The 22164-nt window shown below is 53.0% G+C and carries 20 protein-coding genes and 2 tRNA genes; 9 read left to right on the top strand and 13 right to left on the bottom strand.

The window, feature by feature from the left end; all coding sequences use genetic code 11:
• Positions 1 to 102 precede the first annotated feature (102 nt).
• Positions 103 to 1434: an amino-acid N-acetyltransferase gene (gene argA / locus ACLJPE_RS11170; RefSeq protein ID WP_000588963.1), complete on the bottom strand. Its 1332-nt coding sequence runs from the start codon at positions 1432 to 1434 to the stop codon at positions 103 to 105.
• A 232-nt stretch (positions 1435 to 1666) separates the two neighbouring features.
• On the opposite strand from argA, the gene amiC reads away from it, so the two are divergent.
• On the top strand, positions 1667 to 2920 hold the full coding sequence (amiC, locus tag ACLJPE_RS11175; RefSeq protein ID WP_000011919.1) for an N-acetylmuramoyl-L-alanine amidase AmiC: 1254 nt from the start codon (positions 1667 to 1669) through the stop codon (positions 2918 to 2920).
• A 109-nt stretch (positions 2921 to 3029) separates the two neighbouring features.
• Here the strand turns inward: amiC and ACLJPE_RS11180 are convergent.
• Positions 3030 to 3106 (bottom strand) — tRNA-Met (locus ACLJPE_RS11180).
• A gap of 29 nt (positions 3107 to 3135) precedes the next feature.
• Positions 3136 to 3212: transfer RNA gene (locus ACLJPE_RS11185), tRNA-Met, on the bottom strand.
• A gap of 207 nt (positions 3213 to 3419) precedes the next feature.
• Between ACLJPE_RS11185 and mltA the strand changes: the two genes are divergently transcribed.
• Both mltA and tcdA read left to right on the top strand, forming a co-directional pair.
• Positions 3420 to 4517: a murein transglycosylase A gene (gene mltA / locus ACLJPE_RS11190; RefSeq protein ID WP_000678621.1), complete on the top strand. Its 1098-nt coding sequence runs from the start codon at positions 3420 to 3422 to the stop codon at positions 4515 to 4517.
• A gap of 102 nt (positions 4518 to 4619) precedes the next feature.
• Positions 4620 to 5426, top strand: coding sequence for a tRNA cyclic N6-threonylcarbamoyladenosine(37) synthase TcdA (gene tcdA / locus ACLJPE_RS11195; protein ID WP_000117742.1), 807 nt, complete (start codon positions 4620 to 4622; stop codon positions 5424 to 5426).
• 51 nt (positions 5427 to 5477) lie between these two features.
• On the opposite strand, the gene rarD is transcribed toward tcdA, so the two are convergent.
• The 3 genes from rarD to csdA all read right to left on the bottom strand — a co-directional run bounded on the left by rarD (position 5478) and on the right by csdA (position 8313).
• Complete coding sequence (gene rarD / locus ACLJPE_RS11200) at positions 5478 to 6365, bottom strand: EamA family transporter RarD (RefSeq protein WP_014343890.1); 888 nt, start codon at positions 6363 to 6365, stop codon at positions 5478 to 5480.
• Between the two features lie 299 nt (positions 6366 to 6664).
• Positions 6665 to 7108 (bottom strand): cysteine desulfurase sulfur acceptor subunit CsdE, encoded by a 444-nt coding sequence (csdE, locus tag ACLJPE_RS11205; RefSeq protein WP_000184197.1) that lies wholly within the window; start codon positions 7106 to 7108, stop codon positions 6665 to 6667.
• A complete protein-coding gene (csdA, locus tag ACLJPE_RS11210) occupies positions 7108 to 8313 on the bottom strand; it encodes a cysteine desulfurase CsdA (protein WP_039512802.1) in 1206 nt (401 codons plus the stop codon). Before csdA ends, csdE begins: the two co-directional genes overlap by 1 nt.
• Before the next feature lie 192 nt (positions 8314 to 8505).
• On the opposite strand from csdA, the gene ACLJPE_RS11215 reads away from it, so the two are divergent.
• The 4 genes from ACLJPE_RS11215 to rlmM all read left to right on the top strand — a co-directional run bounded on the left by ACLJPE_RS11215 (position 8506) and on the right by rlmM (position 11504).
• A complete protein-coding gene (locus tag ACLJPE_RS11215) occupies positions 8506 to 8733 on the top strand; it encodes a YgdI/YgdR family lipoprotein (protein ID WP_000750393.1) in 228 nt (75 codons plus the stop codon).
• A 346-nt stretch (positions 8734 to 9079) separates the two neighbouring features.
• Positions 9080 to 9997 (top strand): glycine cleavage system transcriptional regulator GcvA, encoded by a 918-nt coding sequence (gene gcvA / locus ACLJPE_RS11220; protein ID WP_000044409.1) that lies wholly within the window; start codon positions 9080 to 9082, stop codon positions 9995 to 9997.
• Positions 9998 to 10015: 18 nt separating this feature from the next.
• Positions 10016 to 10411, top strand: a complete 396-nt coding sequence (locus ACLJPE_RS11225) for a DUF423 domain-containing protein (protein WP_000203913.1) — start codon at positions 10016 to 10018, stop codon at positions 10409 to 10411.
• The gene (gene rlmM, locus ACLJPE_RS11230; protein WP_001045494.1) at positions 10404 to 11504 is read left to right on the top strand and encodes a 23S rRNA (cytidine(2498)-2'-O)-methyltransferase RlmM; all 1101 of its coding nucleotides are present in this window, start codon (positions 10404 to 10406) and stop codon (positions 11502 to 11504) included. The genes ACLJPE_RS11225 and rlmM overlap by 8 nt, the downstream gene beginning before the upstream one ends.
• A gap of 58 nt (positions 11505 to 11562) precedes the next feature.
• On the opposite strand, the gene fucR is transcribed toward rlmM, so the two are convergent.
• From fucR to fucP, 5 genes are all read right to left on the bottom strand, one after another.
• The gene (gene fucR, locus ACLJPE_RS11235) at positions 11563 to 12273 is read right to left on the bottom strand and encodes an L-fucose operon activator (RefSeq protein ID WP_000642331.1); all 711 of its coding nucleotides are present in this window, start codon (positions 12271 to 12273) and stop codon (positions 11563 to 11565) included.
• Positions 12274 to 12330: 57 nt separating this feature from the next.
• On the bottom strand, positions 12331 to 12753 hold the full coding sequence (gene fucU, locus ACLJPE_RS11240; protein ID WP_000920848.1) for an L-fucose mutarotase: 423 nt from the start codon (positions 12751 to 12753) through the stop codon (positions 12331 to 12333).
• Position 12754: 1 nt separating this feature from the next.
• Positions 12755 to 14173 (bottom strand): L-fuculokinase, encoded by a 1419-nt coding sequence (gene fucK, locus ACLJPE_RS11245; protein ID WP_000806779.1) that lies wholly within the window; start codon positions 14171 to 14173, stop codon positions 12755 to 12757.
• Between the two features lie 100 nt (positions 14174 to 14273).
• The gene (gene fucI / locus ACLJPE_RS11250; RefSeq protein ID WP_000724130.1) at positions 14274 to 16049 is read right to left on the bottom strand and encodes an L-fucose isomerase; all 1776 of its coding nucleotides are present in this window, start codon (positions 16047 to 16049) and stop codon (positions 14274 to 14276) included.
• 31 nt (positions 16050 to 16080) lie between these two features.
• The gene (gene fucP / locus ACLJPE_RS11255; RefSeq protein ID WP_000528622.1) at positions 16081 to 17397 is read right to left on the bottom strand and encodes an L-fucose:H+ symporter permease; all 1317 of its coding nucleotides are present in this window, start codon (positions 17395 to 17397) and stop codon (positions 16081 to 16083) included.
• A 555-nt stretch (positions 17398 to 17952) separates the two neighbouring features.
• On the opposite strand from fucP, the gene fucA reads away from it, so the two are divergent.
• Positions 17953 to 18600 carry an L-fuculose-phosphate aldolase gene (gene fucA, locus ACLJPE_RS11260; protein ID WP_000440827.1) on the top strand — a complete coding sequence of 216 codons (648 nt, stop codon included), beginning with the start codon at positions 17953 to 17955 and terminating at the stop codon, positions 18598 to 18600.
• A 16-nt stretch (positions 18601 to 18616) separates the two neighbouring features.
• The gene (fucO, locus tag ACLJPE_RS11265) at positions 18617 to 19765 is read left to right on the top strand and encodes a lactaldehyde reductase (protein ID WP_000013562.1); all 1149 of its coding nucleotides are present in this window, start codon (positions 18617 to 18619) and stop codon (positions 19763 to 19765) included.
• Positions 19766 to 19856: 91 nt separating this feature from the next.
• Here fucO and xni read toward each other — a convergent pair whose 3' ends face one another.
• Both xni and ACLJPE_RS11275 read right to left on the bottom strand, forming a co-directional pair.
• Positions 19857 to 20612, bottom strand: a complete 756-nt coding sequence (gene xni, locus ACLJPE_RS11270; RefSeq protein ID WP_001519360.1) for a flap endonuclease Xni — start codon at positions 20610 to 20612, stop codon at positions 19857 to 19859.
• A 170-nt stretch (positions 20613 to 20782) separates the two neighbouring features.
• Entirely contained in the window at positions 20783 to 22150 is a 1368-nt protein-coding gene (locus tag ACLJPE_RS11275) for an L-serine ammonia-lyase (RefSeq protein WP_031601831.1), read from the bottom strand.
• Positions 22151 to 22164 lie beyond the last annotated feature (14 nt).

Here is a 22164-nt window from a genome sequence, read left to right on the forward strand (position 1 = left end):
GACGAGTTCTCGCCGGATGGTGACGCGTAGCGTCTTATCCGGCCTCCAAATGATGCTTTCGAGCGTAGGCCTGATAAGCGCAGCGCCATCAGGCCCCTCTTGTTATCCTAAATCCGCCATCAGCACCTTTGAACGTCGCTGATAGTTATACATTTTTTTCTTGCTCTCAGGCAGTAACTCAATATCGACAGGCGTGAAACCGCGCTCCTGGAACCAGTGAATACTGCGCGTCGTCAGCACAAACAATTTACTCAGCCCCATTTGCCGCGCCTGGGCGGCAACCCGCTCCAGAAGCACTTCTCCACGCGATGAGCTGCGATAATCCGGATGCACCGCAACGCAGGCCATTTCGCCTATTTTCTCTTCCACAAAAGGATACAGCGCCGCGCAGGCGATAGTCATATTATCGCGCTGAATAATGGTAAATTTATCGATCTCCATCTCCAGTTGTTCACGGGAACGGCGTACCAGAATGCCCTGCTGTTCCAGTGGGCGGATAAGCTCCAGAATACCGCCAATATCGTTGATGGTGGCGCGGCGGATCTGCTCGGCGCTCTCCATGACGATCTGCGTACCGATACCATCACGCGAGAACAATTCCTGTAATAGCGAGCCATCTTCCTGATAGCTGATCAGATGGCAACGACGGACGCCGCTACGACAGGCTTTTACCGCGCCGCGCAAAAAACGTACGGTTCCGGAGTTGTAATCGCCCAGCGCTTCCAACTCTTCCACCCGTGCCTGCGCTTCATTCGGGAAGAGTTCAGAAATGATGCCGCCCTCGCTATTGGTAACGCCCTGAGAAGAACAGAAACCGATCATTTTTTCCGCTTTCAATTTAACGGCGAGTTGAGTGGCAATCTCTTCTGAGGTCAGATTAAAACTTTCGCCGGTCACTGAGACGGCGACCGGCCCCATCAGAACGATCGCGCCGTTATCCAACTGGCGGTTGATCGCATCTTCATCAATGCGCCGGATACGGCCGCTATGACAGTAGTCCACGCCATCATCAACGCCCAGCGGCTGCGCAATGGTGAAATTGCCGCTGACGACATTAATGTGCGCGCCCTGCAGCGGCGTATTGTTCAGACTCATCGACAGACGGGCGGTAATATCAAGCTGGAGTAAACCGGCGGCCTGTTTCACCAGCTCCAGTGCTTTGGCGTCCGTCACCCGCGTGTTTTTGTGGTAAATCGGTTCATGATGATGCGCGGCCAGATTGGCGTCGATTTGCGGTCGCGCGCCATACACCACGACAAGGCGAATACCGAGGCTATGCAGTAGCCCGATATCGCTAACGATGCTGGAAAAATTGTCATGCTCAATGGCTTCGCCGCCGAGCATAATGACAAAGGTTTTTCCGCGATGGGTGTTGATATAGGGAACTGAATGGCGAAACCCTTCTACCAGTTCGGTTTTACGTTCCTTTATCATTGCGCGCCCCACTAGTGAATTATTATTCGAAATTAGTGTATTTTTATTCTGTTTTTGCCCTCTGTGCAAGCGTAAATTTTATGCGGTCCGATCGCTTTTCTTAGTAATGCCGTGAATATAAAAAGAATGTTTACCCTTTTATAGATGACAGATTATGCGTCATTCGCTAAAGTTTCCGGTCAATTTGGATGAACTTTGTATGATCTCTATTTAGTTTTTGCTCGGGAGAAGCATGTCGGGAGCCAATTCAGCAATCAGCCGTCGCCGTTTACTACAAGGCGCGGGCGCCATGTGGCTATTAAGCGTGAGCCAGGTCGGGCTGGCTGCCGTAAGCCAGGTCGTTGCGGTGCGTATCTGGCCTGCGTCCAGCTATACCCGCGTCACGGTAGAGTCGAATCGTCTGCTGAAATATAAACAATTTGCCTTAAGTAACCCGGACCGCGTGGTAGTAGATATTGAGGATGTGAATCTGAACTCGGTGCTTAAAGGCATTGGCGCGCAGATTCGCAGCGACGATCCGTATATCAAATCCGCAAGGGTAGGGCAGTTTGATCCTAAGACTGTGCGTATGGTCTTTGAGCTAAAACAAAACGTGAAGCCGCAGCTATTTGCGCTGGCGCCTGTGGCAGGCTTTAAAGAACGACTGGTGATGGATCTTTATCCTGCCAATGCGCAGGATATGCAGGATCCGCTGCTGGCGCTGCTGGAAGACTACAATAAAGGCGATCTGGATAAGCAGGTGCCGCCTTCGCAAAGCGGGCCGCAGCCCGGTAAAGCGGGGCGCGACCGCCCCATTGTTATTATGCTTGATCCGGGACACGGCGGCGAAGACCCCGGCGCGATAGGCAAATACAAAACGCGTGAAAAAGACGTGGTGCTCCAGATAGCCCGCCGCCTGCGCGCGTTGATCGAAAAAGAAGGCAACATGAAGGTCTATATGACGCGCAATGAAGACATTTTCATTCCGTTAAAAGTCCGGGTGGCGAAAGCGCAGAAACAGCGCGCCGACCTGTTTGTCTCTATTCATGCGGATGCCTTCACCAGCCGGCAGCCTAGCGGTTCATCCGTATTCGCGCTATCGACCAAAGGCGCCACCAGTACTGCGGCGAAATATCTGGCGCAAACGCAGAACGCCTCGGACTTAATTGGCGGCGTGAGCAAAAGCGGTGACCGTTATGTCGACCATACGATGTTCGATATGGTGCAATCGCTGACCATTGCCGATAGTTTGAAATTCGGTAAAGCGGTGTTGAAGCAGCTTGGTAAAATTAATGACCTGCATAAAAACAAGGTCGAGCAGGCGGGGTTTGCGGTGTTAAAGGCGCCCGATATTCCGTCTATTCTGGTCGAGACGGCGTTTATCAGTAACATTGAAGAAGAACGCAAGCTCAAGACGGCGACGTTCCAGCAACAGGTTGCAGAGTCGATTCTGGCGGGCATTAAAGCGTATTTTGCCGATGGGGCGACGCTGGCGAGAAGAAGTTAACCTGAGATGACGGCGAGTTTATTGCGCGGGTAAGTAGGATGCTGCCCGCACTGTCGTTGCGGACCAGACGACAGGTACAAAAAAACACCCGTAAGGGTGTTCATTAAGTTGGTTGCGGGGGCCGGATTTGAACCGACGACCTTCGGGTTATGAGCCCGACGAGCTACCAGGCTGCTCCACCCCGCGTCCGTCTAAACTTTCATTCTCATTGTAATTGGTTGCGGGGGCCGGATTTGAACCGACGACCTTCGGGTTATGAGCCCGACGAGCTACCAGGCTGCTCCACCCCGCGTCCGTGGATGCGCACTATACTCCGCTGAGCTTTTGTTGCAACCCTTTTTTCATATAAATCGCTAATTTCTCATGAATTGCGCAAATACACCGCAGATAGCGCGATTTTTAAACGAATTTACATAATGAGATCGCGATCGCATTTCATTACTCCGGACGGTTTGTTATCTTCACCGGGCACTTTCGATTACGCAGAAGACGAGACACCATGAAAGGACGTTGGGCAAAATATGTGGCGACAGGCGTAATGCTGGCAATGCTGGCTGCCTGTTCATCAAAACCGACCGATCGCGGTCAGCAATATAAGGACGGGAAATTTACCCAGCCCTTCTCCCTGGTAAACCAGCCGGACGCGGTGGGCGCGCCGATTAATGCTGGTGACTTTGCCGAGCAGGTCGACCAGATCCGTTCCGCGTCGCCGCGTTTATACACCAATCAAAGCAACGTCTATAACGCTGTCCAGAACTGGTTACGTTCCGGAGGCGATACGCGTACTATGCGTCAGTTTGGTATCGATGCCTGGCAGATGGAAGGCACCGACAACTACGGTAACGTCCAGTTCACGGGCTACTATACGCCCGTCGTTCAGGCTCGCCATACGCGCCAGGGCGCGTTCCAGTACCCTATCTATAGTATGCCGCCAAAACGCGGGCGCTTACCGTCCCGCGCCCAGATCTACGCAGGCGCGCTGAGCGATAAGTACATCCTGGCCTGGAGTAATTCGCTGATGGATAACTTTATTATGGATGTCCAGGGCAGCGGCTATATTGATTTTGGTGACGGTAGTCCACTGAACTTCTTTAGTTATGCCGGTAAAAACGGCTGGCCTTATCGCAGTATTGGTAAAGTGCTTATCGATCGCGGTGAAGTGAAAAAAGAAGATATGTCGATGCAGGCTATACGCGAATGGGGAGAGAAGCACAGCGAAGCGGAAGTGCGTGAATTACTGGAGCAGAACCCGTCGTTCGTCTTCTTTAAGCCGCAATCTTTTGCGCCGGTCAAAGGTGCCAGCGCTGTACCGCTGATTGGGCGAGCATCCGTCGCCTCCGACCGCAGCATCATTCCGCCTGGCACGACCTTGTTGGCGGAAGTACCGTTGCTGGATAACAACGGTAAATTTAGCGGTCAGTATGAGCTACGTTTGATGGTCGCACTGGATGTCGGCGGAGCGATTAAAGGCCAGCACTTTGATATTTACCAGGGGATTGGCCCGGATGCCGGGCATCGTGCCGGATGGTATAATCACTATGGTCGCGTCTGGGTGTTAAAAAGCGCGCCGGGCGCCGGTAACGTGTTTAGCGGCTGATTGTGGTATTCTGCGACATCCGGATTGCCCGATAACGCGATCGGGCCTGAAAATAGTGAGCAGGGGTGAGGAATAACCTCACCTTTTTTATTCTGAGGTCATATGTCAGTGGTGATAAGTGATGCCTGGCGCCAACGCTTTGGCGGCACCGCGCGTCTGTACGGTGAAAAAGCGCTGCAGCGGTTTGCTGAGGCGCATATCTGCGTCGTGGGAATCGGCGGGGTGGGATCATGGGCGGCAGAGGCGCTGGCGCGTACGGGCATCGGCGCGATTACGCTGATTGATATGGACGATGTCTGCGTGACCAATACGAACCGTCAGATCCATGCGTTGCGTGATAACGTCGGGTTGGCGAAAGCGGAAGTGATGGCCGAACGGATTCGTCAAATTAACCCGGAGTGCCGGGTAACGGTTATCGATGATTTCATCACGCCGGATAATGTGGCGGGTTATATGGACGCGGGTTTTACCTATGTCATTGACGCCATTGACAGCGTTCGTCCAAAAGCCGCGCTGATTGCGTACTGTCGCCGATATAAGGTTCCTTTAGTGACCACTGGCGGCGCAGGCGGGCAGATCGATCCGACGCAAATCCAGGTCGCTGATTTGGCGAAAACCATCCAGGATCCGCTGGCGGCAAAACTGCGTGAGAGATTGAAACATAATTTTGGCGTAGTGAAGAACAGTAAAGGTAAACTGGGCGTGGACTGCGTTTTTTCCACTGAAGCGCTGGTTTACCCACAGGCGGACGGTTCCGTATGCGCGATGAAAGCTACCGCAGAAGGGCCAAAACGGATGGATTGCGCCTCTGGCTTCGGCGCGGCGACGATGGTGACGGCAACGTTCGGTTTTGTCGCCGTTTCCCATGCGCTGAAGAAGATCATGGCTAAAGCGGCGCGACAAGAATAAAAGGACGGGGCGGAGTGTCACGCAGACGCGTATCCGGCCCTGCGCCCTTTGTTAGCGAAAGAAGCGCTGTACCCTGCCGAACACCGGTTTCAGACGGGCGCGGAGATAATGGGAATATAAATTTTCAGATATGCATAGAAACAACCCGAACCATACTGCACAAAAGCAGAGCAGTTCCGCGTAATTAATGTGCTCGCCAAATATCATAATGGCAAGTAAGAACTGTAAAGACGGCTCTATATATTGCGCCAGTCCGGTGACAATCAACGAGGTGTGATTTAACGCGATGGCAAATAATACCAGTGGAATGATTGTCACTGGCGCCGTCATAACATACAAAAAGAAAGGAGTATTAGCGGATATAATTGGTCCAGTGTCGCTAAAGAGAAAAATTAATAGTGAGACAGGTAATGCCCATAATGTTTCAATCGTTATCGATGTCATCACATCATAATGTATAAACTTTCGCGCCAGGCCATATAGCGCAAATGATAATCCCATGGTTAGCGCCAGCGCCGGGAAATGCCGTAGCATGATAATTTGAAAAGTCAGGCCACAGACACCAGAAAAAACGGCGATGGCCTGAAACAACGACAGTTTTTCTTTAAGAAAAATGCATCCCAGCGCAATAACAAATAGCGGGTTGATAAAATAGCCGAGGCTGGCATCAAGTACCAGATGATGGGTTAGCGCATAAATAAAAGATGACCATGAGACAATCATCAAAAGTCCGGCGATCATGCAGAAGAAAAAAGATTTTTTATCTTTCCAGGCATCATGAAATCGCGTTCGCTGCCGAAATAACAATCTTACTGCCAGTAATAATGGAATTGACCAGAACACCCGGTATATCAATATTTGTGCGAGATTTCCCCCTGATAAATATTGATAATATAAAGGTGTTAACCCCCATAATATAAATGCCAGTACCACAAACATGGTACCGCTACGCAGATATTTTTCCACTTATCCATATCCTGTTATAACTTCACCCGATGCGTATGAATTTTCCAGTTCTCCTGCTACGCTACATCGAGTGGCTTTATTTACTCTAAAATCTTCACGCCGTTTTAACATGGATTCTAACATTGTAATTTCATTGTGATAGCTGATAAAAATCAAAAGAATGTTTATCAGGGAAATCTGACGCCGAAACTAATAAAGTGACTGGATTATTTTATCTGCATCGCCTGACCGCCGCGGACGGCGCTGTCAGGCGACAGAATATTTACGCTATTTCAACCCTTATGCGTTGCGGCAACAATCGCTTCGCTCAGCGCGTTCAGCCCCTGACTGCGTGAGGCGCTAAGCTGGGCGCGTAAACCCAGCTCATCAAACAGCGCCAGCGGTGAACGAGCCTGTAATTCGGCGGCGTTTTTTCCTTCCACTGCGGTGAGCAATACCGCCAGCAGGCCGCGGACAATCCGCCCCTCACTGTCGCCGAAAAAGTGCATCATTCCGTTATCTGATCGGGTAAAGCCCAGCCAGACGCGGTTCTCGCAGCCGGCTATCTCTTTCGCCTGCGCTTTGCATTCATCCGGCAGAGCGGGGAGCTGTTTTCCTAACAGAATCAACTGACGATATTTATCCTCCCACTGGGTCAGCGGGAGAAAGATAGCGCGTAACGTCTCTTCCGTTACCGTTGTGCCGAACGGGTGTCCGGTATAAAGAGGGTTTGTCATTAATCCACCAGCAGTTCCAGCGCGCGGTCAACGGCGTTAACCAACGCATCCACATCATGTTGGGTATTATACGGCGCAAAAGAGGCGCGCAGAGTCCCTGTGACGCCAAGTTCCGCCAGCAATGGCTGGGCGCAATGTTGCCCGGCCCGGAGCGCAATACCGTATTCCGCCAGCAGCGTCACCATATCGCCGTGGTGCACGCCGACAAAATCAAAGGCCAGCAGGCTGGAGTCCTGGCAGCGGAACGAACGAAAGCCCGGACGTTTCGCCAGTGCGTCTTCCGCCAGCGTCGCCAGCCCGCGGCTCCAGTTTTCGGCCTGTTCAATATCGATATCGGACAGCCATTCCAGCGCAGCGCTCAGGCCGATGACCCCGGCGACGTTCGGCGTCCCCGCTTCCAGTTTCCAGGGAGCGCTTTGAGTGGTGAAGCCTTCAAAGCTAACGTCACGGATCATCTTGCCGCCGCCGAGCCAGGGCGACATCGCCTCAAGAAGCTCCGGCTTACCGTACAGCACGCCGATACCGGTCGGGCCATACAGTTTGTGAGCGGAAAAAGCATAAAAATCGATATCAAGCTGCTGGACATCCGCCGGGAAGTGTACCGCTCCTTGCGCGCCATCTACCATCACTACCATTCCCGCCGCGTGAGCGGCGCTGATAGCGCTTGCGAGATCCGGGCTGCCGCCCGTTACGTTCGACATTTGCCCCAGCGCCAGAATCCGGCTGCGCGATGTGATCAGTTCCGGCAGACGCTCAACATCAGGAAGACGTCGGTCATTAAGCGGCAGTTTTATGACCTGCGCGCCGGTTTGTTGCGCCACCATCAGCCAGGGCACAAGGTTGGCGTGATGCTCGGCGACGCTAACGATAATTTCATCGCCGGGGCGCAGACGAGGACGGGCGTAACACTGCGCCACCATGTTGATCGCTTCGGTGGTGCCGCGAGTCCAGACGATACTTTTTTCATCGGGCGCGTTTAACAGTCGCGCTGCTTTTGCTCTGGCCGCTTCATATTGCGCCGTCAGGCGCTGCGCCTGTGCAAACTGGCTACGATGAACGTTACCGGCGCTCAAACAATAAAACTGGTGCGTGGCGTCAATGACTGCCTGTGGCTTTAATGCCGTGGCGGCGCTATCGAGATAAACACCCGCATCGGCTAGCGCGGGAAACTGCGCGCGAAACTGCGTGGGATTAAAAGCGTTCATGATATTCCTCGGTTCAGTTTACCGATCGTGGCGTAAAAGCGCGGCTGATACAAGGTTTGTCCTAACCATCGGAATCGTCTGTATATCCTGGCGAATTATGTAAAGGAGGTTATGCTGAATAATGTTAGGCGAATGTTTAAGCCTGTTACGGAGTCCGCTTTAAATAGCACAAACAGCTTTAAGGAGAAGAAGATGAAAAAGACTGCCGCAATTATCTCTGCATGTATGCTGACTTTTGCCCTGAGCGCCTGTTCCGGTCCTAATTACGTTATGCACACCAATGATGGACGTAGCATTGTGACCGACGGTAAACCCCAGACCGATAACGATACCGGTATGATTTCGTATAAAGACGCTAATGGCAACAAACAGCAGATCAATCGTACTGACGTGAAAGAGATGGTGGCTCTGGAAAACTAACCGTTTGTTATACAAAAAAAAGCACCGCAATATGGCGGTGCTACATTAATCACTATGGACAGACAGGGTAAATGTACAGGAAGTGAAAAAGGGTAGTCTCGCTACCGTGGTCTGAATCGCAGACCAATTGCAAACACAACAACACAACATCACAACCGTAAGCCAAAAGCCCATCAGAACACGCATTCCGATAAAACTTTTCGTTCCGGCTCAGGAAGTGCCGCCACTATAGGTATTTGCTGGTAGAACCTCAACGGACAATTTATAATGTCTCAGATTAAAAAAACTAATAGGTTACATATTGTTACCTATTTGTTAAATTCATTCGACATTAAGTCCAGAGGCCATGTCAAAACGATTACCTCCTTTAAATGCGTTACGCGTTTTTGATGCTGCCGCGCGCCATTTGAGCTTTACGCGAGCAGCGGAAGAACTTTTTGTGACGCAGGCCGCAGTAAGCCACCAAATTAAGTCACTTGAGGATTTTTTGGGGCTAAAACTGTTCCGCCGCCGCAATCGTTCGCTGCTGCTGACGGAAGAAGGCCAAAGCTATTTTCTCGATATTAAAGAGATATTTTCCCAGCTCACGGAAGCAACGCGTAAGCTCCAGGCGCGCAGTGCCAAAGGGGCGCTGACGGTGAGTTTACCGCCCAGTTTTGCCATCCAGTGGCTGGTGCCCAGACTCTCCAGCTTTAACTCAGCTTATCCGGGAATTGACGTTCGGATACAAGCCGTTGACCGTCAGGAAGATAAACTGGCAGACGATGTCGATGTCGCGATTTTTTATGGCCGGGGAAACTGGCCGGGCTTGCGCGTCGAAAAATTATACGCAGAATATTTACTGCCCGTCTGTTCTCCTTTATTGCTCACAGGCGAAAAACCGTTAAAAACGCCGGAAGATCTGGCGAAACACACGCTATTGCACGATGCCTCCCGGCGTGACTGGCAGGCCTATACTCGTCAGTTAGGGCTCAACCATATTAACGTTCAGCAAGGGCCGATATTTAGCCACAGCGCGATGGTGTTACAGGCCGCTATTCACGGACAGGGGATCGCGCTGGCGAATAATGTTATGGCGCAGTCGGAAATTGAAGCCGGGCGACTGGTGTGTCCATTTAACGATGTTCTGGTGAGTAAGAATGCTTTTTATCTGGTTTGTCATGACAGCCAGGCAGAACTGGGTAAAATAGCCGCCTTCCGTCAGTGGATTTTGGCGAAGGCGGCGACGGAGCAAGAAAAATTCCGTTTTCGTTACGAACAATAATTAACTTAGGGTATGACCATGACCAGCCGTTTTATGCTGATTGTCGCCGCTATCAGCGGTTTTATTTACGTTGCTCTGGGCGCGTTCGGGGCGCATGTTTTGAGTAAAACCCTGGGCGTGGTTGAAATGGGCTGGATTCAGACCGGCCTGCAATATCAGGCGTTCCATACGCTGGCGATCTTTGGCCTGGCGGTGGCGATGCAGCGCCGTATCAGCATCTGGTTTTACTGGAGCAGCGTTTTTCTGGCGCTGGGCACGGTGCTGTTTAGCGGCAGTCTGTACTGCCTTGCGCTTTCGCATCTGCGCCTGTGGGCGTATATCACGCCTGTCGGCGGCGTCAGTTTCCTGGTGGGCTGGGCGCTATTGCTGATTGGCGCCATTCGTATGAAACGTAAGGGCGCGAGCCATGAATAAAGTTGTCTTGCTCTGCCGTCCGGGGTTTGAAAAAGAGTGCGCTGCAGAAATTACCGATAAAGCGGGAAAACGGGAAATATTTGGTTTTGCACGCGTAAAAGAGAACGCAGGCTATGTCATTTATGAATGCTACCAGCCGGAAGATGGCGAAAAGCTGATTTCAGAACTGCCGTTCAGTTCGCTGATTTTCGCCCGCCAGTGGTTTGTGGTGGGTGAACTGTTGCAACATTTACCGCCGGAAGACCGAATTACGCCGATTGTCGGCATGTTGCAGGGCGTAGTGGAAAAGGGCGGCGAGCTGCGGGTTGAAGTCGCCGACACCAATGAAAGTAAAGAACTGATGAAGTTCTGCCGCAAATTTACGGTGCCGCTGCGCGCGGCTTTGCGTGATGCGGGCGTATTGACGAATTATGAAACGCCGAAGCGTCCGGTCGTTCATGTCTTTTTTATCGCGCCAGGATGTTGCTATACCGGTTATTCGTTCGCGCATAACAATTCACCGTTTTATATGGGCATCCCGCGTTTGAAGTTTCCGTCTGATGCGCCGAGCCGCTCAACGCTGAAACTGGAAGAGGCGCTCCACGTTTTCATCCCGGAAGATGAGTGGGATGAACGTCTGGCGAACGGCATGTATGCGGTGGATTTGGGCGCCTGTCCCGGCGGATGGACGTACCAGTTAGTGAAGCGCAATATGTGGGTCTACTCCGTAGATAACGGCCCGATGGCGCAAAGCCTGATGGACACCGGACAGGTGACCTGGTTGCGTGAGGATGGCTTCAGGTACCGTCCGAACCGGAATAATATTTCATGGATGGTCTGCGATATGGTGGAGAAGCCGGCCAAAGTCACCGCGTTAATGGCGCAGTGGCTGGTGAACGGCTGGTGTCGGGAGACGATTTTTAACCTTAAACTGCCGATGAAAAAACGCTATGAAGAGGTGTCGCATAACCTGGCGTATCTTCAGGCGCAGTTGGATGAGCATGGCGTTAATGCGCAGATCCAGGCGCGTCAACTTTATCACGATCGCGAAGAAGTGACGGTACACGTGCGTCGGTTGTGGGCGGCTGTTGGCGGACGTCGCGACGAGCGATAAAAACGCGCTGCCGCCATCCGGCGCGTCATCAGCGCCGGATGGCGCACGCTTATCTGGCCTATGACTGCGGCGCATCTGAAACAATATGCGTCACGTCATCCAGATGGCCGATGCGCGCCTCTCCTGAACGATTAAATTTACTTTTATCAATCAATAATAAAGACTGCGAGGCGCGTCTGAGCAGGATAGATTTAAAATCGGCGTTGATCGCATTGGAGTCCCAGAGATCGCCGCCGCTGTCGATCCCCTCGCAGGAAAAGATGAACAGATCGATATCAAGCGATTTTAGCTGTGAGATAAGCGACGGATTAACGTAACAGCCATATTTACGTTCAAGCTGGCCGCCGGAACTTATCAGCGCAATGCGTTCGCGTTTTCCCAGCTCCTGACAGATAGGATGGCTATTGGTAAAAACCTGAATGGGAATATCCGGCAACTGGCGGGCCAGATACCAGCAGGTTGAACTGGCATCCAGCGCAATCGTCATTCCTTCTTCTATCCACGCTAACGCTTCACGGGCAATATCGGCTTTATGCGCATAATGGCTTTTCAGGCGGATATGGAATGGATCGCCGCTGTCCTGATTTTCACGATGAATATATTTAGCTCGTCCGTGATTACGCAGCACTTTTCCCTGCGTCTGTAGTTCACTGAGATCGCGGCGGATGGTCTCTTTACTGACGTTAAGCCGGGTGGCCAGCGCTTCGGTGGTCAGACTTTTATGATTGATCAGCAGATCGACTATCGCTTGTTGGCGTGCCGCTTTCATTTTTCTCATCCCATCATTCGATGAACGCCCGCGTCATGCGGGCGCACCGGCAAGAGATTACGGCGTTACCCCTTTTTTTAAAAGAATATTTCCGTACTTCGCGCACTCACCTGTGATAACGATCGCAAACGCTTTTTGCGCCCGCTCATAAAACGCATAGCGGTCGATACGAACGATATCCGGGCACGGCGCTTCTAATGACAAGGCATCGCGATAGCGCGCTTCAACGCTGGGATCGAGCGTGTCGCCTTCCACGGCGGCCATCATCACCAGCGGCGGGGCGTAGCTATCCAGCTCAAAGAGCGGAATGATTGCCCGCAGTAGATCGCTGACGCTAAGACCATCGGCGCGAATCACCTGCGGGCCCAGGCTATGCGCGGGAAAGTGAGCGTCGGAAAAAATGATTTCGTCCCCGTGGCCCATCTCGGCCAGCACTTTGAGCAGTGTCGGGGAAATTAACGGTGAAATGGTTTTTAGCATTTCATACTCCCTCAATAATTTCAGGTTCGGTTTGCGGCCAGAAATAGCGATACTGATAATTGACCTGCGCACGCGCCTGTTCCGGGCTATTAAATTCGCCTACGCCGTACCAGCCAAACATGGCAGCGCCGGCCACGGTGGTTTCCGCGTCGTCCAGCACTTTGATAGGGATATCAAGCTGATTCGCTTTAATTTGATTCCATAAAGCGTTGCGACTGCCGCCGCCAACCAGTAACAGTTCTGTGGCGTTAAAATGGCCGATTTTCTCCAGCGTGCGCAGATTACGCTGAAGTTGCGCCGTCAGGCCTTCCAGCGCGGCGCGATAGAAATGGCCGCGGGTGGTATTGAGCGTCACGCCCTGCCAGCCTGCATTTTGGCAGGCGAGTAGATCGCACTGCATCCGCACGCCTTCCGCGCCAGCGGGAATAGCGCGCGCTTCGTCGATCAGCGTTTGCCATGGCGTTTCCGGCGTCCACAGCAGTTTTCGTACCCATTCGAGTACGCCGGAGGCCAGCCACTGCATTCCGGGGTTATAAAGCCCCGACTGACTGTCCAGTTCACAGGTCGAGCCCGGATACTGACTGAGCAGCGAGGTATCCACCTGACCGCTGCGCACCATCAGAATCTCCCATGTTCCGGAGGAGAGCACCGGTTCACCTTGCTGCGCGCCAGCGCCGAATAACGCGAACTGAGTATCGTGTCCGGCAGAGATCACCGGCACACCCGCCGGGAGACCGAGTAGCCTGGCCGCGTCTGTCTGTAGCGTGCCTATCGGGGCGCCTGCTTCCACGATACGCGGGAACAGGCGGCGCGCCAGGCCCGTCGCCTGCAGGATTTCCGGACTAAAGTCGCGCTGATGGATATCCAGCAGCTGGCTGGTGCCTGCCATAGTGATATCGGTTGTAAACTCGCCGGTCAGACGGTGGTTAATCAGCGACGAGATAAACAGCCAGCAGTGAGCTTGTTCCAGCAGGCGCGGATGATTCTCTTTAAGCCAGACCAGTTTATACAGCGTGTTAAAGCTGAACGCGCCGACGCCGGAGAGCGTCTGCAATTGCCGGGGCGAGATAAAGCGCTCAATCGTTTCCATCACGGCGGCGGTTCGCGGGCATTTCCAACTGATGACCGGGTAGAGCAGCTTACCCTGCGCATCGACCAGCGCGCCATCGACGCCGAAAGTAGTCACCGTAATACCGCGAACAACACACTCCGACAGGGCGCTGGAGAGTGACCTGCAGCAGTCGGCGAAACGTTGCAGGATGGCGTCCAGCGACCACTGATGCCAGGCGCTATTTTCTGCGGCAATGTCGCTGGCGTTAGCGGTTGAGGCGCGGGCGACAATTTTCCCCTGGCGATCAACGGCGATCGCCCGAACGTTAGTCGCACCGCAGTCGAGAACCAGGATGACGTCTTGTTTCATAGATAACTCCATAAACGCCGCCCGATGGCGCTACGCTTATCCGGCCTACGGTTCACGCGCCCGTAGGCCCGGTAAGCCTGCGCCCGCGGGCTAAGCCGCATTAACGTTTATATAGCGGGCCATAATTCTGGCAGGCGCGATAATCCTGGCCTTCGATATCCATACCGTGAGCCGCCCAGGCGGAAGGACGATAGATCTTCGCCTCCTCCACGTTGTGCATACATACCGGGATACGCAGCATCGCGGCGAGAGTAATAAAGTCCGCCCCTACATGGCCGATGGTGAGTACGCCGTGGTTAGCGCCCCAGTTCGCCATCACCGAATAGACATCGGTAAACGGGCCTTTGCCGGTAAGACGCGGCGCAAACCAGGTGGTAGGCCAGGTAGAGTTGGTGCGGGCATCAAGCTGATCGTGCATCGCTTTCGGCAGTTCGACGCTCCAGCCCTCGGCGATTTGCAGTACTGGTCCCAGGCCTTTGATGATATTCACGCGGGTCATGGTGAATGGCACGCCGCCTTCGGTCAGGAAACGGGATGAGTAGCCGCCGCCGCGGAAGTATTCGTGAATCGCCGGGCACCATTCGGTGGCCGCCAGACACGCATCCGCCTCTTGTTGGCTGATTTCCCAGTGCGGTTTCATAGTCGGCTTGCCTTCGCTGTCGCGCTGTTTACAGGCACCGTCCAGAGCGGCAGAACCGGAGTTAATCAGGTGAATAATGCCATGCTCCGCCAGTCCGCTAAGCGCCTGGCCGGTGACGCGTTCTACGGCTTCCGGCGACCAGTAGGTTCGCACGTCGGCGAAGATCTGCGCGGTACCGGTGAGTTGATGGCCAAACAGCATCGCTACGCCGTTCAGACTGTCATTTTCGGTGGCGACGACAAACGGTTCGCGTATGCCGTTCCAGTCAAAAGAACTATTGAGCAGCGCTTCGGCGGTATCGCCGTTCGGGTATTGATCGGTCCAGTGGCGCTGGCCCTGGAAGCCGGCGGCAATGGCGTTGTAGCCCAGCGATTCTTCAACTAACCCTTTGTCCGCCAGCGTCTTGTTGCCCTGCATCATATCGCGAATACACATCGCCATCAGCAGGCTCTCTTTTAGCACCGCGCGGTTCTGGGCTTCATTGCGCTTATACTGCGAGGCATTCTGATCTTCGCCGTAGCGGAAGTTTTTATCCGCCCACGCCAGCGCCATCTCCAGTTCGGCCTCATCATAAATTTTTTGATCGATACGGCGGCGCAGTTCGGTCATATCTACCGCTTGCACCTTCATGCCCAGCCAGGATTCGAAGAAGTTATGATCGACAATGGAACCCGCGATCCCCATCGACACGCCGCCGACGGAGAGGTAACTTTTGCCTTTCATACTGGCTACCGCTAACCCTGCCCGCGCAAAACGCAGCAGTTTTTCTTCGACGTCGGCGGGAATGGAGGTATCGTCGGCATCCTGCACGTCATGGCCATAAATGGAGAACGCCGGAATGCCTTTCTGGCTGTGCGCCGCCAGCGCCGCGGCAAGGTAAACCGCCCCAGGACGCTCTGTGCCGTTAAAGCCCCAGATGGCTTTCGGACGCATCGGGTCCATATCAATGGTTTCGCTGCCATAGCACCAACACGGCGTAACGGTAATGGTCACGCCCACGTTCTGGCTACTGAATTTTTCTTCACAGGCGGCGGATTCCGCCATTCCGGCAATACAGGTATCCGCAATGACGCACTCCACCTGTGTCCCACAGGCGTGGCGGATTTTCTCGGTGATGAGCGCCGCCGTCGCTTTCGCCATGTTCATGGTTTGCTCTTCGAGCGACTCGCGTACGCCCATACGACGTCCATCAATCACCGGGCGGATACCGATTTTCGGTAAGCTGATTTTTTTCATGACAGATTCCTCACGTTATTCGGATAAATGTTCAGTTTGTCGCCGCTTGTGAACGGAAACGGGCAAAAATGAAGATGACGGCAAAACACAATGCCGGAACCAGTTCGGCGGTCGGGATTTTGCCTGCAGCGTCGCTAACGAAACCCATTACTGGCGTAACAATACCGCCGCCAATGATGGTCATGACGATAAAAGACGAGCCGTACTTAGTGTCCTGTCCCAGATTTTTGATACCCAGCGAGAAGATGGTCGGGTACTGGATTGACATAAATGCGCTACACAACGTCAGCGCCAGCAGGCCGATATGTCCGCCGCTAAAGGCGGAAATCAGACACAGGAGCATGGCAAACAGGGCGTAGGCGGCCAGCACTTTATGCGGCGCGAAGCGGCTGATAAGCCAGGTCCCGGTGAAACGGCCGATAAAGAAGCACACCATCGTGCCGGTCAGGTAGTTGGCGGCGAAACCGGGCGTCATTCCAGGGATCTCCTCAATGGCGTAGCGGATCAGATAGCTCCAGCAGGCGGTTTGCGCCCCCACATAGCAGAACTGCGCCAGCACCGCCCAGCGCCAGTGGCGGATACGGATGAGTCGGGAGAGAGAAGATAAGAAAGAGCTTTGTTTAGCATCGCTATGATCGTCACTTTGCAGGGCCGGAAATTTGGTCAGCATAATCAGCAGCGCAACTACTAATACGATGGCGACGATAATCATGTATGGCGTTTGTACCGATAACACCAGGCTGTGTTTATAGGCGCTAAGCTGATCCGGCGTCATTTTATCAAGCGCTTCTTGCGATTGATGCGGCACGTTAGACAAAATAAGGCTTTGCCCAAACACAACGGCGATAATAGCGCCAAAGGAGTTAAAAGTTTGCGCCAGATTAAGCCGGAAATGTCCGCCGCTTTCTGGACCTAATACCGTAACAAAAGGGTTGGCTGCAGTTTCAAGACAGCCTAAACCGGCGGCGATGATAAACAGGCCAATTAAAAATAATGTGTAATTCATTATCTCGGCGGCAGGCCAGAATAATGCGGCGCCAACAGCATACAAAAAAAGCCCGGTGATAATCCCTGCTTTATAACTGAGTTTTTTCATCAAAATCCCAGCAGGAATTGGAATGACGAAATAACCGAAATAAAAGGCTGACTGAATAAGTCCGGCCTGAAAGTTAGTTAGCGTAAAAGCTTGTTGAAACTGCGGTAGTAAAATGTCATTCAGATTATTGGCGACGGCCCACAGAAAAAATAGCGAGCAAAGTAAGGCGAATGGAATAATGTAGCGCTTGCTCTTGCTTTGCTCTGCATCCACAGCACGAAAACTCTGCGTTTGTATTGTTGTGTTTCCCATAGCATCCTCATCGGTTCAGAAGCTTTTGCGTGCGGTCGGTTCTGGTCACCAGACCGTAAAATTAGGTGAGTTCGCTTTTCTTACCGGTAATAAATTGGCGTCCGGAATGAACTCATGGATTCATTTTCAAATAAAAAAGGCCTTTTAATATGATGGCGGTCACATTTATACCTGAGAGCAGAGCGTTCTGTGATTATCATCACTTTAATTTTCATAAAAAAATGACCGTTTGAGATGTTTAATTTAAAAAACCACAGACTGAATGCCCGAATTAAATTATTGCCACGAAAACGGGCAGTAGTAACTTATTCTTCATTTTTGCCCGTTTAAAAAAATATTATTAAGAGCGGGCATTTATCGGCGAGAGAAACGGTAGTCGTCTGGTTTATCGTGGCGAATTAATTGATGTGAATCACAAAATATCGTTATTTAAATTCCCTTCTCTTTATTCAGTATGATGATAGTTGCTAACTATTCGATTATTTCAACAGGACAGCAGTGCGATGCGAAAGGCGGTTTTGTTGTCTCATTTTGAATCACAGAGAGAGGTAAATAATGGAACGAAATAGACTGGCGCGGCAGATTATTGATACCTGTCTGGAAATGACGCGGTTAGGGTTAAATCAGGGGACGGCAGGTAACGTGAGCGTACGTTATCAGGGCGGAATGCTGATTACGCCGACGGGGATCCCCTACGAGAAGCTGACAGAGTCGCACATTGTCTTTATTGATGCAGACGGTCAGCATGAGCAGGGCAAACTGCCTTCCAGCGAGTGGCGTTTTCATATGGCGGCATACCAGACGCGCCCTGACGCCAATGCCGTGGTACATAACCACGCTGTCCATTGTACGGCAGTCTCGATCCTGAATCGCCCGATTCCGGCAATTCACTACATGATTGCCGCCGCTGGGGGAAACTCTATTCCCTGCGCGCCCTACGCCACTTTTGGCACCCGCGAACTTTCTGACCATGTTGCTGTGGCGCTTAAAAATCGTAAAGCGACGCTGTTACAGCATCACGGGCTTATCGCTTGTGAAGACAATTTAGACAAAGCATTGTGGCTGGCGCATGAAGTGGAAGTGCTGGCGCAGCTCTATTTAAGTACGCTGGCCATTGTCGATCCGGTACCGGTACTGGATGACGAGGCGATCGCTATCGTACTGGAGAAATTTAAAACTTACGGATTACGTATTGAAGAGTGATGTCAGGAGACAGGCGATGGCGAACAGAATGATTCTGAATGAAACGGCATGGTTTGGCCGGGGAGCGGTGGACGCATTAACCGATGAGGTGACGCGCCGCGGTTATCATAAAGCGCTGATTGTTACGGATAAAACGCTGGTGCAATGCGGTGTGGTCGATAAAGTGACAAGCAGAATGGATGCCGCAGGGCTGGCGTGGGAAATCTATGCGGGCGTGATCCCTAATCCTACGATTTCCGTTGTCCAGGAAGGGCTTAAGGTCTTTACCCAAAGCGGCGCGGACTATCTCATCGCCATTGGCGGCGGTTCTCCGCAGGATACCTGCAAAGCGATCGGTATTATCAGTAACAATCCGGAATTTGCCGATGTGCGCAGTCTGGAAGGGCTATCGCCGACCCGTAAACCCAGCGTGCCGATTATGGCGATCCCGACAACGGCGGGAACCGCGGCGGAAGTCACTATCAATTATGTGATTACCGATGAAGAGAAACGGCGCAAATTCGTTTGTGTCGATCCACATGATATTCCGCAGGCGGCATTTATCGATGCCGATATGATGGACGGTATGCCGCCCGCGCTGAAAGCGGCAACGGGCGTGGATGCGCTAACCCATGCTATTGAAGGCTATATTACCCGGGCCGCATGGGCGCTGACGGATGCATTACATATCAAAGCCATTGAGATTATTGCTGGCGCGCTACGCGGCGCCGTAGCCGGAGAAAAAGAGGCCGGTGAGGCGATGGCGTTGGGGCAATACGTTGCCGGGATGGGGTTTTCCAATGTGGGGCTGGGACTGGTGCATGGGATGGCGCATCCGCTGGGCGCGTTTTACAACACGCCGCACGGCGTCGCGAATGCTATTTTGCTTCCGCATGTGATGCGTTTCAATGCCGGGTCTACCAACGAGAAATTCCGTGATATCGCCCGGGCGATGGGGGTGAAGGTAGAAGGATTGAGCCTTGAAGAGGCGCGTAATGCCGCAGTGGAAGCCGTATTTGCGTTAAATCGCGATGTGGGAATTCCGCTGCATTTGCGTGATGTCGGCGTTCGAAAAGAGGATATCCCGGCGCTGGCGCAGGCGGCGTTCGATGATGTCTGTACGGGCGGCAATCCGCGTGAAGCGAGTCTGGCGGACATTGTCGAATTGTATCATATCGCCTGGTAATTTTGCCGGATGGCGCTGCGCTTATCCGCTCTACATTTCGTGCAGTCCTGTAGGCAGGATAAGGCGTTCACGCCGCCATCCGGCAACAAAACTACCGCGCCAGCCGTAGCTGCTGTAAGTTTCCGTCAATATGTAAATCGGTTTGCAGACGTGCAATATCGCGGCAGAGAAATGCCATTTCTTTATGCGTCTCAAGCTTTTTGCGCCACTTTTCCGGCACCTCGTCCAGATGGGCGTAAATTCCCTCCAGATTTTGAAACTGAATCAACAGCTGGGTCGCGCTTTTGGGGCCGATACCGGCAACGCCGGGGACTTTCGAACTGCTGATTCCTGCCAGACCCCAGTAATCCGGCAACTGTCGGGGAAGTACGCCAAACTCTTTTTCAATAAACGGCGCGTCCAGCCAGCGTTTCTGGAAGTAGTCGCGAATGCGCAATCCCGGAGAGAGCAACTGGCAATAGCCTTTATCGGTTGACACAATGGTTGCCTGGTGTCCGGCTTCGGTAACTTTTAGCGCCAGCGTCGCCGCCAGATCGTCAGCTTCATTACCATCTGATGCCCAACAGCGTACGCCGCGCTGTTCAAACGCGGCGCGTAGGGCGGGCATTTCATTATGTAAATCGTCAGGCATCGGCGGACGTCCTGCTTTGTAGTCCGGCAAACGCTGATGACGCCAGCCGCTGCTGCGCGCGTCGTCATCAAATACCGCTACGGCATGGGTTGGCTGGCTGTGGATAATCAATTGATCGAGCGCGTGTTGGCAGGTTTCCACACAGGGCGATCCCTGAACGGCGTGAATACGGCGAATCAAATTGAGCGCGTCGACGATAAGCAGATGAGCAGCCACGGTGTTCTCCCTTACAAACCTGCGCGTAGGGTAACATTCACGGCGGGGGGAGGCGAGCATTGCGAAATAGCGCTATCCGTAGGCCTGATAAGCGAAGCGACATCAGGCAACAAAAGCCGGATGGCGGCGAGCGCCTTATCCGGCCTACAGATCCTAAAATGTGCTGAGAATTAATCGCAGGTAACGATCTTCATCGCCAGGCCGCCGCGCGAAGTTTCGCGGTACTTAGCGTTCATGTCTTTACCGGTTTCGTACATGGTCTCAATCACTTTATCGAGGCATACGCGTGGTTCGCTGGTACGGCGCAGCGCCATACGCGCGGCGTTGACCGCTTTGACTGAAGCAATCGCGTTACGCTCAATGCAGGGAACCTGGACCTGACCGGCAACCGGATCGCAAGTTAACCCCAGATTATGCTCCATGGCGATTTCTGCGGCGATACACACCTGCGCCGGACTACCGCCCAGCAGCTCGGCCAGACCCGCTGCCGCCATGGAACAGGCCACGCCGACCTCTCCTTGACAACCCACTTCGGCGCCGGAAATAGAGGCGTTCATCTTATACAGCGAGCCAATCGCGCTGGCGACCAGCATATAGCGAGCAAGTGAGTTAGCATTTACTTCGCGGATAAACTTGTCATAGTACGCCAGCACCGCCGGAACAATACCACATGCGCCGTTAGTCGGCGCAGTGACTACTCGTCCGCCTGCGGCATTCTCTTCGTTCACCGCCAGCGCGAACATATTGATCCAGTCGACGACCGCCATCGGATCGGTGGTGGTCTTATCCTGACTGACCAGCACCCGACGCAGCGCCGCCGCGCGACGCGGAACGCGCAGTTTGCCCGGCAATACGCCCTCGGTGGTGATACCGCGCTCAATACCGCTGCGCATTACCTCCCAGATCCTGGCGAAGTGCTGCTCCAGCGCTTCTTTACTGTGCAGGGCCAGTTCGTTTTGCATCATCAGACCGGAGAGCGACAGACCCGTCTCCTGGCAGTGACGCTGTAAATCCGCGGCGGTTTTGTAAGGGTACGGCACGTTAACAGGTTCGCTATTCGTCAAACCAAAGTGCTCTTCATCGACGATAAAGCCGCCGCCAATGGAGTAGTAGGTTTGGCTGTAGAGCACCTTATCGCCCGCCAGCGCGGTAATACGCATCCCGTTTTCATGCAGAGACAGGTTGTCGGCGTGGAAATTCATGCATTTATCGACCGGAAATTCGACTTCATGCTGCCCATTGGCCAGTAGTAAACGCCCATGGGTGTTCACATCCTGGATAAAGGACGGAATGGCGTCGATATCGACGGTGTCCGGCAGATTCCCCGCCAGGCCCATAATAATGGCGATATCAGTGTGGTGGCCTTTACCCGTCAATGACAGAGAGCCGTAGACATCCACCACGACGCGGGTGACATCTGTAAGGATATGGCGGGCAATCAGATCGTCCGTGAACTGCTTGCCTGCTTTCATTGGTCCGACGGTGTGAGAACTGGAAGGGCCAATGCCGATTTTAAAAATATCGAATACGCTAATCATAGGGCATCCATTGC

Source organism: Salmonella sp. SAL04196 (assembly GCF_046550835.1).
Taxonomy (GTDB): Bacteria; Pseudomonadota; Gammaproteobacteria; order Enterobacterales; family Enterobacteriaceae; genus Salmonella; species Salmonella enterica.

Excerpts from the sequence above, each read along its gene's own strand:
- argA (WP_000588963.1), bottom strand. The coding sequence starts at position 1,434 with ATGATAAAGGAACGTAAAACCGAACTGGTAGAAGGGTTTCGCCATTCA.
- amiC (WP_000011919.1), top strand. The coding sequence starts at position 1,667 with ATGTCGGGAGCCAATTCAGCAATCAGCCGTCGCCGTTTACTACAAGGC.
- mltA (WP_000678621.1), top strand. The coding sequence starts at position 3,420 with ATGAAAGGACGTTGGGCAAAATATGTGGCGACAGGCGTAATGCTGGCA.
- tcdA (WP_000117742.1), top strand. The coding sequence starts at position 4,620 with ATGTCAGTGGTGATAAGTGATGCCTGGCGCCAACGCTTTGGCGGCACC.
- rarD (WP_014343890.1), bottom strand. The coding sequence starts at position 6,365 with ATGTTTGTGGTACTGGCATTTATATTATGGGGGTTAACACCTTTATAT.
- csdE (WP_000184197.1), bottom strand. The coding sequence starts at position 7,108 with ATGACAAACCCTCTTTATACCGGACACCCGTTCGGCACAACGGTAACG.
- csdA (WP_039512802.1), bottom strand. The coding sequence starts at position 8,313 with ATGAACGCTTTTAATCCCACGCAGTTTCGCGCGCAGTTTCCCGCGCTA.
- ACLJPE_RS11215 (WP_000750393.1), top strand. The coding sequence starts at position 8,506 with ATGAAAAAGACTGCCGCAATTATCTCTGCATGTATGCTGACTTTTGCC.
- gcvA (WP_000044409.1), top strand. The coding sequence starts at position 9,080 with ATGTCAAAACGATTACCTCCTTTAAATGCGTTACGCGTTTTTGATGCT.
- ACLJPE_RS11225 (WP_000203913.1), top strand. The coding sequence starts at position 10,016 with ATGACCAGCCGTTTTATGCTGATTGTCGCCGCTATCAGCGGTTTTATT.
- rlmM (WP_001045494.1), top strand. The coding sequence starts at position 10,404 with ATGAATAAAGTTGTCTTGCTCTGCCGTCCGGGGTTTGAAAAAGAGTGC.
- fucR (WP_000642331.1), bottom strand. The coding sequence starts at position 12,273 with ATGAAAGCGGCACGCCAACAAGCGATAGTCGATCTGCTGATCAATCAT.
- fucU (WP_000920848.1), bottom strand. The coding sequence starts at position 12,753 with ATGCTAAAAACCATTTCACCGTTAATTTCCCCGACACTGCTCAAAGTG.
- fucK (WP_000806779.1), bottom strand. The coding sequence starts at position 14,173 with ATGAAACAAGACGTCATCCTGGTTCTCGACTGCGGTGCGACTAACGTT.
- fucI (WP_000724130.1), bottom strand. The coding sequence starts at position 16,049 with ATGAAAAAAATCAGCTTACCGAAAATCGGTATCCGCCCGGTGATTGAT.
- fucP (WP_000528622.1), bottom strand. The coding sequence starts at position 17,397 with ATGGGAAACACAACAATACAAACGCAGAGTTTTCGTGCTGTGGATGCA.
- fucA (WP_000440827.1), top strand. The coding sequence starts at position 17,953 with ATGGAACGAAATAGACTGGCGCGGCAGATTATTGATACCTGTCTGGAA.
- fucO (WP_000013562.1), top strand. The coding sequence starts at position 18,617 with ATGGCGAACAGAATGATTCTGAATGAAACGGCATGGTTTGGCCGGGGA.
- ACLJPE_RS11275 (WP_031601831.1), bottom strand. The coding sequence starts at position 22,150 with ATGATTAGCGTATTCGATATTTTTAAAATCGGCATTGGCCCTTCCAGT.